Source organism: Mycobacterium sp. MUNTM1, assembly GCF_054660795.1.
Map to the genome: position 1 here is coordinate 182,205 of NZ_BAAGDE010000002.1, position 11,652 is coordinate 193,856.

The 11,652-nt window shown below is 69.9% G+C and carries 11 protein-coding genes and 1 pseudogene; 9 read left to right on the forward strand and 3 right to left on the reverse strand.

The window, feature by feature from the left end:
- The first annotated feature begins 23 nt into the window (after positions 1–23).
- On the forward strand, positions 24–557 hold the full coding sequence (locus tag ACYQ8K_RS02460; protein WP_459966805.1) for a hypothetical protein: 534 nt from the start codon (positions 24–26) through the stop codon (positions 555–557).
- A gap of 81 nt (positions 558–638) precedes the next feature.
- Here ACYQ8K_RS02460 and ACYQ8K_RS02465 read toward each other — a convergent pair whose 3' ends face one another.
- Entirely contained in the window at positions 639–2,777 is a 2,139-nt protein-coding gene (locus ACYQ8K_RS02465) for an acyl-CoA dehydrogenase family protein (RefSeq protein ID WP_459966806.1), read from the reverse strand.
- A gap of 343 nt (positions 2,778–3,120) precedes the next feature.
- Here ACYQ8K_RS02465 and kstR point away from each other — a divergent pair, with 343 nt between their 5' ends.
- On the forward strand, positions 3,121–3,720 hold the full coding sequence (kstR, locus tag ACYQ8K_RS02470) for a cholesterol catabolism transcriptional regulator KstR (RefSeq protein WP_459966807.1): 600 nt from the start codon (positions 3,121–3,123) through the stop codon (positions 3,718–3,720).
- Positions 3,721–3,732: 12 nt separating this feature from the next.
- On the opposite strand, the gene ACYQ8K_RS02475 is transcribed toward kstR, so the two are convergent.
- Positions 3,733–4,812, reverse strand: coding sequence for a LacI family DNA-binding transcriptional regulator (locus ACYQ8K_RS02475; RefSeq protein ID WP_459966808.1), 1,080 nt, complete (start codon positions 4,810–4,812; stop codon positions 3,733–3,735).
- Positions 4,813–4,934: 122 nt separating this feature from the next.
- Between ACYQ8K_RS02475 and ACYQ8K_RS02480 the strand changes: the two genes are divergently transcribed.
- The 6 genes from ACYQ8K_RS02480 to ACYQ8K_RS02505 all read left to right on the forward strand — a co-directional run bounded on the left by ACYQ8K_RS02480 (position 4,935) and on the right by ACYQ8K_RS02505 (position 10,039).
- Entirely contained in the window at positions 4,935–5,876 is a 942-nt protein-coding gene (locus ACYQ8K_RS02480; protein WP_459966809.1) for a metal ABC transporter solute-binding protein, Zn/Mn family, read from the forward strand.
- On the forward strand, positions 5,873–6,694 hold the full coding sequence (locus ACYQ8K_RS02485) for a metal ABC transporter ATP-binding protein (RefSeq protein WP_459966810.1): 822 nt from the start codon (positions 5,873–5,875) through the stop codon (positions 6,692–6,694). Before ACYQ8K_RS02480 ends, ACYQ8K_RS02485 begins: the two co-directional genes overlap by 4 nt.
- Positions 6,694–7,554 carry a metal ABC transporter permease gene (locus ACYQ8K_RS02490; RefSeq protein ID WP_459966812.1) on the forward strand — a complete coding sequence of 287 codons (861 nt, stop codon included), beginning with the start codon at positions 6,694–6,696 and terminating at the stop codon, positions 7,552–7,554. Before ACYQ8K_RS02485 ends, ACYQ8K_RS02490 begins: the two co-directional genes overlap by 1 nt.
- 37 nt (positions 7,555–7,591) lie before the next feature.
- Positions 7,592–8,302, forward strand: a complete 711-nt coding sequence (locus ACYQ8K_RS02495; RefSeq protein ID WP_459966833.1) for a sensor domain-containing protein — start codon at positions 7,592–7,594, stop codon at positions 8,300–8,302.
- Positions 8,303–8,363: 61 nt separating this feature from the next.
- Positions 8,364–9,122, forward strand: coding sequence for a LamB/YcsF family protein (locus ACYQ8K_RS02500; protein WP_459966813.1), 759 nt, complete (start codon positions 8,364–8,366; stop codon positions 9,120–9,122).
- Complete coding sequence (locus ACYQ8K_RS02505; protein ID WP_459966814.1) at positions 9,122–10,039, forward strand: MBL fold metallo-hydrolase; 918 nt, start codon at positions 9,122–9,124, stop codon at positions 10,037–10,039. The genes ACYQ8K_RS02500 and ACYQ8K_RS02505 overlap by 1 nt, the downstream gene beginning before the upstream one ends.
- On the opposite strand, the gene ACYQ8K_RS02510 is transcribed toward ACYQ8K_RS02505, so the two are convergent.
- Positions 9,941–11,266, reverse strand: coding sequence for an MFS transporter (locus ACYQ8K_RS02510; protein ID WP_459966815.1), 1,326 nt, complete (start codon positions 11,264–11,266; stop codon positions 9,941–9,943). The two genes, ACYQ8K_RS02505 and ACYQ8K_RS02510, sit on opposite strands and share 99 nt — an antisense overlap.
- Before the next feature lie 127 nt (positions 11,267–11,393).
- On the opposite strand from ACYQ8K_RS02510, the pseudogene ACYQ8K_RS02515 reads away from it, so the two are divergent.
- A pseudogene (locus ACYQ8K_RS02515) lies at positions 11,394–11,652 on the forward strand (arsenic transporter); the annotation flags it as partial.

The window sequence follows — 11,652 nt, forward strand, 5'->3', positions numbered from 1 at the left end:
GGTCAGAGGGAAGGGAAGCATCGATGATGCGGCTGGTATCGGGATTCGCAGTCGTCGCGGTGACGCCGATGTTTCTGCCCGCCGCCGTGTGCGCGGCGTCGAGCAACACCGCCACCACGCTCTTCCCGCTCGACGGGCCCAACCAGCTCGAGACGCGCATGATCCTCAATTGCTTCAAGGCCGACGGCCACTGCGACTTCACCGCGGGGGCGGACATGCAAACACCCAACGGGGTGACCGGCTTCCCGCCCGGCCTGTGGGCCCGGCAGACCACCGAGATCCGCTCCTCGAACCGGCTGGCCTACCTCGACGCGCACGCCGACGGCCAGTACGAGCGGGTGCACAAGTCGATGGGTTCCGACGAGATCACCACCATCTATATGGGCGAGGGCCCACCGGAGAAGTACCAGACCAACGGGCGTATCGACTCCACCGACTGGCAGACGGGCCAGCCCAAGACCGACAACAACGTCATCGCCTGCACCCACATCCAGGTGGTCTACTCCGGGGTCAACATCACGTCGCCGAGCACCTGCGCGGTCACCACGTTCTCCTGAGGCCCTCGTGCCGTCGAGGCTGTAATCCTGCAGAGGAAGTGCGAGTAAGGGCCCGCAAAATTACCGGCTCGGCGCAAAGGGCTAGCGGGGCAGGCCGAGAAGCCGCTCCGCGGCGACGGTGAGCAGGATCTGCTCGGTGCCGCCGGCGATGGTCAGGCAGCGGGTGTTGAGGAAGTCGAACACCGCCCGGTCGCCGTCCGCCCGGCGGTCGACCAGGCCGCCGCCCTCGGACACGTCCATCGTGAACTCGGCCAGGGCCTGGCGGTAGCGGACACCGATGAGCTTGCGCACGCTGGACTGCGCCCCGGGGTCCTGCCCGCCGACGGCCAGCTGGGCGATCCGCTGGTCCAGCAGCGCGCCGGTCTGCGCGGTAACGATCAACCGCCCCAACCGATCTTGCTCCGCGGCGTCGAGCTCGCGCTCGGCCAGCAGCTCGAGCAATTCCTCCATCGGGTTGCCCAGCGCCGTTCCGTTGGCCATCGCGACCCGCTCGTTGGCCAGCGTGGTGCGGGCCAGCCGCCAACCGTCGTTCACCTCGCCGACGACCAGCTCGTCGGGGACGAACACGTTGTCCAGGAAGACCTCGTTGAACAACGAGTCACCGGTGATCTCACGCAGCGGCCGGATCTCGATGCCTGGGGAGCTCATCTCCACCAAAAAGTAGGTGATGCCTTTGTGTTTCGGCGCGTCCGGGTCGGTGCGGGCCAGGCACACGCCCCACTTCGCCTTGTGCGCGGCCGACGTCCACACCTTCTGCCCGGTCAGGTTCCAGCCGCCTTCGGTACGGACCGCCTTGGTGCGCAACGAGGCCAGGTCAGAGCCGGCTCCCGGCTCGGAAAACAGCTGACACCAAAGGAATTCGCCGCGCGTGGTGCCGGGCACGAAGCGCTCGACCTGTTCCGGCGTGCCGTGCTCGAGGATGGTCGGCGCCGCCCACCAGCCGATCACCAGGTCGGGCCGGGCCACGCCGGCCGCCGCCAGCTCCTGATCGATCAGCAGCTGCTCGGCCGGACCCGCGCCGCGCCCGTAGGGCGGCGGCCAGTGCGGCGCCTGCAGGCCCGCCTCGGCCAGGGCCGCCTGCCGCTTCTCCTCGGGCAGCTCGGCGATCTGGGCAACGGCGGCGGCGATCTCCGCCCGCTGGTCCTCGACCTCGGTGAGATCGATCCCCAGCCGGCGCCGCACCCCCGCCTGGGTCAGCGCGGTGATGCGGCGCAACCACGTCTCGGCGCCGCCCAGGAACCGGCCGATGGCATGCGCCCGGCGCAGGTACAGGTGCGCGTCGTGCTCCCAGGTGCAGCCGATGCCGCCGAGCACCTGGATGCAGTCCTTGACGTTGGCCTTCACGGCGGCGATGCCGGTGCTCGCGGCCAGGGCCGCGGCGATGGCGAACTGGGATTCGTCGCCCTCGGCGGCGGCGCGCGCGGCGTCGGCGGCGGCCACCTCGGCCTGCTCGGCGCGGCACAGCATCTCGGCGCAGATGTGCTTGATCGCCTGGAAGCTGCCGATCGGCTTGCCGAACTGCTCGCGGACCTTCGCGTAGTCGACGGCGGTCTCCAGCGACCAGCGGGTGACGCCGGCGGCCTCGGCCGCCAGCACCGTCGCGGCCAGCTCCTCGACGCGTGCCCGGGTGTCCGCCACCACGGTGGCCGGGGCGGAGTTCAGCACCACCCGGGCCAACGGCCGGGAGAAGTCGCTGGCAACCAGCGGCTCGATCTGCGCACCGTCAGCGCCGGTGTCGACCAGCAGCCACTTCCCGTCGGCCGGCGCCAACAGCAGGGCTCCCTCGGCCACACCCAGCGCGAACGGCAGGGTGCCCGACGCCGTCGACGTCGCGCCGTCGAACTCGATGTCGCCCTCCAGGGCCAGCCCGGCGAAGCGCGCCCCGGACGCCAGGGCGCCCAACACCTCGGGATCCGAAACAACCAACGTGGCCAGCGCGGTGGTGGCCACCGGCCCGGGAACCAGCGCCTTGGCCGCTTCCTCGACCATCGCGCACAGGTCTTCGATGCTGCCGTCCGCGCCGCCCAACTCCTCCGGGATCGCGACGCCGAAGATGCCCAGCTCGGCCAGCCGGGCGAATACCGGCCGCCAAGCGTCGGACTTGCCCTGCTCGACGTCGCGGATCGCCGCGGTACCGCCCGGCCCCGAGGTCGCATTGCGGGCCCAGTCGCGCACCAGGGCGCGCGCAGCAAACTGCTCGTCGGTGACGGTCGCTACCACCTGAGAGGACCTCCGCGTCCTTGACTCGACGTGACAAGGGGTTGGACCCCTGTCCTGATTGTGCGATCTGCCCGCCAAACGGGTATGTCTCCGTGACGTGTTGGCACGCAACCCGCTCTCTTCGAGACTAGAACGTGTTCTAATAGTGCCAGTGATCGACCGTCAAGTCGAACGCCATCACAGCAGCACAGCGCTTGTCCGCCGCGGTATGGAGGTGGGAAATTCACACGCAGAATGCGTATCGTTTGCAAACGAACCGCCCGGAACAGGAGCAAACCGTCACATGCCAGCCAACGCAAATCCGAGCCGCGTGTCTGACGCGCAGCCGCGCGAGGTCATAAACGTGGCGGTATTGGCGGAATCCGAGCTGGGGTCCGAGGCGCAGCGGGAACGCCGCAAGCGCATCCTGGACGCCACCATGGCCATCGCCTCCAAGGGCGGTTACGAGGCGGTTCAGATGCGGGCGGTCGCGGATCGCGCGGATGTCGCGGTGGGAACGCTGTACCGGTATTTCCCGTCGAAGGTGCACCTGCTGGTGTCGGCGCTGGGCCGCGAGTTCAGCCGCATCGACGCCAAGACGGACCGCTCGGCGATGACCGGTGGCACGCCCTTCCAGCGGCTCAACTTCATGGTGGGCAAGCTCAACCGCGCGATGCAGCGCAACCCCCTGCTGACCGAGGCGATGACGCGCGCCTACGTGTTCGCCGACGCGTCGGCGGCCAGCGAGGTCGACCAGGTCGAAAAGCTCATCGATTCGATGTTCGCGCGCGCGATGGCCGACGGCGAACCGACCGAGGACCAGTACCACATCGCCCGGGTGATCTCGGACGTGTGGCTGTCGAACCTGCTGGCGTGGCTGACCCGGCGGGCGTCGGCCACCGACGTCAGCAAGCGGCTGGACCTGGCCGTGCGGCTGCTGATCGGCGACACCGAACGGGCCTAGTTTCCAACCGGCTCACGCCGGCGGCCCCGCGGTGCGGCCCCGGACGAGCTCGGTGTCCAGCAGTTCGACGGCCGGCAGACCGGATCGCGGCGGCTTCAACAACAGCTCCCCCGCCCGGCGGCCCTTCTGCAGGCTGGATTGCGACACCGTGGTCAGGCCGCGGTTGATGGCCTCGGGCACGCCGTCGAATCCGGTGACCGTCATCTGGCCGGGCACGTAAATGCCGTGTGCGCGCAGGTAATCCATGGCGGACAGGGCCAGGATGTCCGCGGTGCACATGAGCGCGGTGATCCGCGGGTTGGTCTCCAAGGCGACCTTCGCGGCCGCTCCGCCGGATTCGGGCAGGTGCTCGTAGCTTTCCACCACGGTCAGGGAATCGGGGTCGACCCCGGCGGCCGTCATCGCCTCCCACACGCCGACGATGCGCTCGCGCTGCACGTCGAAGGCGGGTGAGCGCAGCCGGTCGACGTCCACCAGGCCCTGGCGCCGGTCCCGGCCCAGCCGCATGGTCAGCAGCCCGATCTCACGGTGCCCCAGGCCCAGCACGTAGTCGGCGAGCCCGCGCATCGCGGCGCGGTCGTCGATGCCCACCCGCGAGACGCCGGCGAGCCCCTTCGGTTGGTCGACCACCACGACCGGCAGCCGGCGCTGTAACACCACCTGCAGGTAGGGATCGTCGTCGCACACCGAATACACCACGAAGCCGTCCACACCGGCCGAAAGCACCGCGGCCGTCCCGTCTTTGAGGCTGCGGGTGGGCCCGACGGCCACCAGCAGCAGCCCCTGCCCCAGCGCCTCGCACGACTGCGCCACCCCGGTGACGAAGTCCCGCGCGGCGGGGTCACTGAAAAAGTAGGGCAGGGGTTCGGCCATCACCAGGCCGACCGCGCCGGCCTTCCGGGTGCGCAACGATCGCGCCACCGGGTCGGGGCCGGCGTAGCCGAGCCGCTTGGCCGTCGCGAGCACGCGCTCACGCAGGTCCGGCGAGAGCTGATCGGGCCGATTGAAGGCATTCGAGATCGTCGTGCGCGAAACGTTGAGCTCGTCCGCCAACGACGCCAGAGTCGCACGCCGGCGCGGTGTGGGACTCACGTTCGGTGAGGCTACAGCGGATCGGGGCCCGCGCGTACGTGCTTCAGCTTGCGGCTTTGTAATGGAAACGGTTTTCATTAGTATTATGGATCGGCTGACTGGCCGGCGGGAGGAAATCGGACGTGCGCACGGCACTGACGCGGCAGCGAACGGCGAAGGCCAGGACCGCTGAGGCAACGCGATGGCTGGCGGCCGCCCTGGTGCTGACCGGCGGGGCAATCCTCACCGCCTGCAGCGGCGCCGCCCACTCCCGCGCCATCTCCGTCGTCGCCTCCACCGATGTGTGGGGCAGCGTGGCGCGCGCCGTCGCGGGCTCCCATGTCGCCGTCAAATCCATCCTGAGTGGGGCGGACGTCGACCCACACTCCTACGAGGTGAGCCCAGCGGACGCCGCCGCGATCGCCGACGCCCGGTTGGTGGTGTTCAACGGCGGCGGCTATGACGCCTGGGTCGACGACGTGCTGGCCCGCCATCCCGACGCCAAGCCGGTCGACGCCTACTCGTTCCTGGACGGCGGACAACCCCGCAACGAGCACGTCTTCTACGACCTGGCCGTCGCGAAATCGGTCGCGGCCACCATCGCCGACCGCCTCGCGACGATCGACCCGGGCAACGGCGCCGACTATCGGGCCAACGCCGCCGCCTTCGGCCGCGACGCCGACTCCATCGCCGGCGTCGAGCACGCGATCGCGACCACCCACCCCAACACCGCGGTGGTCGCGACCGAACCGGTCGCGTTCTACCTGCTGAGGGCTTCGGGGCTGGTGAACCGGACCCCGCCCACGTTCGAGGCGGCCATCGAGAACGAGACCGATCCGGCGCCGGCCGACATGGCGATGGTCCTCGACCTGGTCAACCGGCGTCAGGTGGCGGCGGTGCTGATCAACCCGCAGACCTCCACGACCGCGATCAGCGCCCTGCGCGACGCCGCGCGGCACGCGGGCGTCCCGGTCACCGACGTGCCCGAAACGCTGACCGACGGCACGGATTACCTGACCTGGCAACGCAATACGGTCAACCAGCTGCAGTCCGCGCTGCAGTCGAGCCGGCCCGCGCCGTCATGAGCCTCGAACCCGTCGCGGCCGTCGAAAACCCCGCGGAGATCGTTTCACTGCGCGGCGCGCGGCTGTCGTTCGGCGACCGCGTGCTGTGGGACCAGCTGGACCTGTCGGTGTCGCGCGGCGAATTCATCGCGGTGCTGGGCCCGAACGGCAGCGGCAAGACGTCGCTGCTCAAGGTCCTGCTCGGGCAGCTGGCACTGAGCGCCGGCGCCGGGCTGGTGGACGGCAAGCCGATCACCACCGGCAGCGGACGCATCGGCTATGTGCCCCAACACCGTCCGATGGACGCCGACGTGATGCTGCGCGGGCGCGACCTGGTTCGGCTGGGCATCGACGGGCCGCGCTGGGGCGCCATCCCGCTGCGGTCCGCCGATCGGGAACGCCGGCGCGCGGCCGTGCGCCAAGCGCTGCGCCAGGTCAACGGCGAACACCTGGCCGACGTCCGGGTCGGGATGATGTCGGGCGGCGAGTTGCAGCGGGTGCGCATCGCCCAGGCGCTGGTGAGCGACCCGCTGCTGCTGCTGTGCGACGAGCCGCTGCTGACGCTGGACCCCGCCAACGCCAAGCTGGTGTCGGCCCTGATCGAGCGGCGCCGCCAGGACGCCGCGACCACGGTCATCGTCGTCACCCACGAGCTCAACCCGATCCTGCCGTACGTGGACCGGCTGCTGTACCTGGTCGACGGCCGATTCGAGATCGGCACCGTCGAGCAGGTGATGACCAGCCAGACGCTGTCGGCCCTGTACCGATCCGACATCCAGGTGGTGAAGGTCAAGGACGGCTACGTGGTGGCCGGCGCGCGCGACGACGGGTACAGCTGATGGACCATCGGCTCGCCGGCTTGCTGAACCATCTGTTCTCCTTCGACATCACCGCCCACCTGCTCGGCCACGACTTCGTGCAGCAGGCGCTGGCGGCCGCCGCCCTGCTCGGGCTGGTAGCCGGACTGATCGGGCCGTTCATCGTGATGCGGCAGATGTCGTTCGCCGTGCACGGTTCCAGCGAATTGTCGCTGACCGGAGCCGCTTTCGCGCTGTTGGTCGGCTTCGGCGTGGGGGTGGGCGCGCTGATCGGCAGCGCCCTGGCCGCGGCGTTGTTCGGCGTGCTCGGGCGGCGCGACCGGGAGCGCGATTCGGTGATCGGCGTGGTGCTGGCCTTCGGGTTGGGCCTGGCGGTGCTGTTCATCCATCTCTATCCCGGCCGCACGTCGACCAGTTTCGCCCTGCTGACCGGCCAGATCGTCGGGGTCGGCTACACGGGCCTGACCATGCTGGCGCTGGTCTGCCTGCTGGTCATCGCCGTTCTGGCGACGTGTTACCGGCCGCTGTTGTTCGCCACCGTCGATCCCGATGTCGCCGCGGCGCGCGGTGTCCCGGTCTACGCGCTGGGCATCGTGTTCGCGGCCCTGGTCGGTGTGGTGGCGGCCCAGGCGGTGCAGATCGTCGGCGCGCTGCTGGTGATGTCGTTGCTCATCACCCCGGCGGCCGCGGCGGCCCGGGTGGTCTCCTCGCCGGCGGCGGCGATGGTGACCTCCGTGGTGTTCGCCGAGGTGTCCGCCGTCGGCGGCCTGGTGCTGTCGCTGGCTCCCGGCGTGCCGGTGTCGGTCTTCGTCGCGAGCATCTCGTTTCTGATCTACCTGGTCTGCTGGATGATCGGGCGCCGGCGGGAGTCGGCCGCATAAGCTGGTGGCACACATTGGCCCCACATCGGAGAAGGCAGTGGTGCGCGGGCGGATCGCGTTCCTGGCGCTTGCGGCGGTGTGCGCCCTGACGGCCGGCTGCACCACCGTCGTCGGCGGCCGCGCGGCGCCCGCGGATACCTCCGGTCCGTTGCCCCAGACTCCGCTGACCGCCGCGGCCCTGGACGGGCTGCTGCTCGACAAGGACCAGATCAACTCCTTGCTCAGCTCCGCGATGCGGCTCCGGTACGGCGTGCAGGAGATGTGGGACTGGAGCTCGACGTTCAGCGACAAGAACTGCCTGGCGATGGACGGCCCGGCCCAGGCAGCCGTCTACGCCGACAGCGGCTGGACCGCGATGCGCGGCCAGCGCTTCGACGACAACTTCGATGACCCGGCGGTCCGCAACGACTCCGCCATCCAGGCCGTGATCGCCTTCCCGTCCGCGCGGAAAGCCAACGCGTTCTACGACGCCTCGGTGCGACGCTGGTTCGGCTGCGCCAATCGCAAGTTCTCCGAACGTCCCACGGGCAAGCCCGAAATCGTGTGGGCGGTGGGCGAGGCCCACAAGGTCGCGGGCACGCTCAGCACCTCCGAGGTGCAGGACAGCAGCGACGGCTGGACCTGCCAGCGGGCGCTGACCGCGCGCAACAACGTCGTCGTCGACGTCGCCACCTGCGGCTCCTTCCTGCCCGGCGGGTCCGCGGTCGACCTCGCCCAGCAGATCGCGGCCAAGGTCGCCCGGCAGTAGCCGGGCGCCGCGCCGCCTCCTCGCCTAGGCCGGCGCGACCGCGCCCCCATAAGCTGGGCGGGTGGCCGGTATCGACCTCAACGCCGACCTGGGCGAGGGCTTCGGCGTCTGGCGCCTGGGTGACGACGACGCCATGCTCGGCATCGTCACGAGCGCCAACGTCGCGTGCGGTTTTCATGCCGGCGACCCCGCGGGCCTGTTGCGGGTATGCCGGTCGGCCGCCGCGCGTGGGGTCCGCATCGGGGCGCAGGTGAGCTATCGCGACCTGGCCGGGTTCGGCAGGCGCTTCATCGACGTCGCCGCCGAGGACCTGATCGCCGACGTGGTGTATCAGATCGGCGCGCTGCAGGCGATGGCGCAGGCGGCCGGTTCGTCGGTGTCCTACATCAAACCCCATGGCGCGCTGTACAACACGATCGTGACCCACGCCGAGCAGGCCGCCGCCGTGGCCGAGGCGGTGCGCCTGGTGGACGCCGGGCTGCCGGTGCTGGGCATGGCGGGTTCGGTGTTCTTCGACGAAGCCGCCCGGCGCGGGTTACGCACGGTCGCAGAGGCTTTCGCCGACCGGGCGTATCGGCCCGACGGTCGGCTGGTGTCCCGCCGTGAGCAGGGCGCGGTGCTGCACGATCCGGCGCAGATCGCCGACCGAGTGGCCGCCATGGTCACCTCGGGGCACGTCGCCGCGACCGACGGCACGCAACTCGCCATGAAAGCGGAATCCGTGTGCGTGCATGGTGATTCGCCGGGAGCCGTGCAGATCGCCACCGCCGTTCGCGACCACCTCGAGGCATCCGGCATCAAGATCAGGGCCTTCTGCTGATGCGGCTGAAACTCGGGCGGCCCGACATCGCACGGTACGCGGACCGGTTCGACGCGCCGGCCGCCCCACCCGGCGCGCCCTCGGTGACATGGATGGGTGTGGCGACCCTGCTGATCGACGACGGCTCGTCGGCGTTGCTGACCGACGGCTACTTCTCCCGGCCGAGCCTCGCCAAAATCGCGGCCGGCAAGGTGGCGCCCTCGCCGACGCGCGTCGACGGATGCCTTGCCCGGGCCAAGGTCTCGCGGCTGGCCGCGGTCGTTCCGGTGCACACCCACATCGACCACGTGCTGGACTCCGCCCCGGTCGCCGATCGCACGGGTGCGCAGCTGGTCGGCGGGCAGTCCGCGGCCAATGTCGGGCGCGGGTACGGGCTGCCCGCCGACCGGATCGTCGTCGCGGTCGACGGTGAACCGATTCGGTTGGGCGCCTACGACGTCACCCTGATCGAATCGCACCACTGCCCGCCCGACCGGTTCCCGGGCGTCATCGACGAACCGGTGACCCCGCCGGTGAAGGCCTCGGCGTACCGCTGCGGGGAATCCTGGTCGACGCTGGTGCACCACCGCTCGACGGACCGGCGGCTGCTGATCCAGGGCAGTGCCGGCTTCGTCAACGGCGCCCTGGCCGGCCACCGCGCCGACGCCGTCTACCTGTCGGTCGGGCAGCTCGGGCTGCAGCCGCGGTCTTACCTGGTGGACTACTGGACCGAGACCGTGCGGGCGGTGGGGGCGCGACGAGTGATCCTCATCCACTGGGACGACTTCTTCCGCCCGCTGACAAAACCGTTGCGCGCCTTGCCCTATGCGGGTGACGACCTAGACTTTTCCATCCGCACCATCGACGAGCTGGCCACTCGCGACGGTGTCGCCGTGCACCTGCCGACGGTGTGGCGGCGCGAAAACCCCTGGGCCTGAGGCGGACCCCTCAAGGGTCTCCGGCATGGCGATCAGGTACAGGGCGAAGCCCACCGCAGCGATTGCGCCCAGCGACATGAATGCCGCGTCGTAACCGGCGTTGACCACGATCGCGCCGGCGACAAAGTTCGATAGTGCCGAACCCATGCCCCACGCCGTCGCCACGGCCCCCAGGCTGACATTGAACCGCCCCGTTCCATGCGTGACATCCTGGACGACCAGCGCGGCCACCGCCCCGAATATGCCGGCTCCCACGCCATCGAGCAGCTGCACGCCGACAAGCCAGTACGGATTGTCGGACAGTGGATACAAAAAAGCCCGAACGGCCAAGACGGCGAAGCCAACCAAGAAGATCGGCTTTCGTCCCCAGGTGTCGGTTTTCGCGCCCACGACGTAAGCCACCGGCGCCATGACGACTTGCGCGGCGACGATGCACGAAGACATCAGCGCCGTTCCGAGCGCCTTGTCGTGCAACGCCAACTTCTGTCCCACCAGCGGCAGCAGGGCGGCGTTCGCGAAGTGGAATGCGAAGACGACCACCGCGAATATCAACAACGTGCGGTTGTGCCATAGCACCGCGAACCCGGACGGCTGCGGGTGCTGTTGGGGCCCCAGCCGATCCATGCCGCGCGCCACGTCATCGTCGATCGCTTCGCGCGGAACCCGCAGCGTTGCAACAACGCTCAGGGCCGCCATGCATGCCAGCAGCCAGAACACCGCCACCGGGCCGAAGAAATAGGCGAGCCCGCCGGCGGCGGCGGCCGCCATCGCGGTCCCGGCGTGTCGAAACGATTCGTTGCGTCCGACCCGCCGGGAAAACAGCCGTGGCCCGGTGATGCCGAGCGTGATGGCGGCCAGAGCCGGATTGAACACGGAGCCGGCGACCCCGGTGACGGCTTGCAGGAGCGAGATCGTATAGAACCCGGGCAGCAGCGGCATCGCCAATGCGGCCGCCCCCACTCCGACCGCGGCGGTGATGACCAACGCCCGCTTCGCCGTCGTCTTGTCGACCAAGGCGCCGATCGGCGTCTGTGCGACGACGCCGGCGATGCCGCCGACGGCCATTACGAAGCCGATCGACTCCTGGTCCCAGTGGTGGGTCAGCAGGAGGTAGATCGACAGGTACGGACCCAAGCCATCACGAACATCGGCCAGCGAGAAGGCCATCAGGTCCAGCGCATGTGCCGTTCGTCGCGGAAGCGCGTCGGCGACGGGTGGCTTGGTCATCGATTCCGCTCTTCCGGCGGTTGGCTGGTCGACGTAGAGTAACCGACCTTGCCGTCGTCCGGCGCGCGGGATTGGCCTGCCGGCCGGTAACATCCGGCATCACCGACCGTTAGGAGCAGTGCCGCCAATGGCCCTGACCGTTGCGCTGCTGCTGCTTGCTGTTGTCCTGGCGTTCGCCGTCGCGCGCCCCGGGGGCTGGTCCGAGGCGCTGGCGGCCGTCCCGGCGGCCCTGATCCTGGTCGCGGTCGGCGCGATCTCCGTTCACCAGGCGGAGAAACAGATCGCCGACCTGTCCGGGGTGGTGGCGTTCCTGGGTGCGGTGCTGGTGCTGGCCAAGCTGTGCGACGACGAGGGCCTGTTCGAGGCCGCGGGCGCGGCGGAGGCGG

Excerpts from the sequence above, each read along its gene's own strand:
- ACYQ8K_RS02505 (WP_459966814.1), top strand. The coding sequence starts at position 9,122 with ATGCGGCTGAAACTCGGGCGGCCCGACATCGCACGGTACGCGGACCGG.
- ACYQ8K_RS02510 (WP_459966815.1), bottom strand. The coding sequence starts at position 11,266 with ATGACCAAGCCACCCGTCGCCGACGCGCTTCCGCGACGAACGGCACAT.
- ACYQ8K_RS02490 (WP_459966812.1), top strand. The coding sequence starts at position 6,694 with ATGGACCATCGGCTCGCCGGCTTGCTGAACCATCTGTTCTCCTTCGAC.
- ACYQ8K_RS02460 (WP_459966805.1), top strand. The coding sequence starts at position 24 with ATGATGCGGCTGGTATCGGGATTCGCAGTCGTCGCGGTGACGCCGATG.
- ACYQ8K_RS02485 (WP_459966810.1), top strand. The coding sequence starts at position 5,873 with ATGAGCCTCGAACCCGTCGCGGCCGTCGAAAACCCCGCGGAGATCGTT.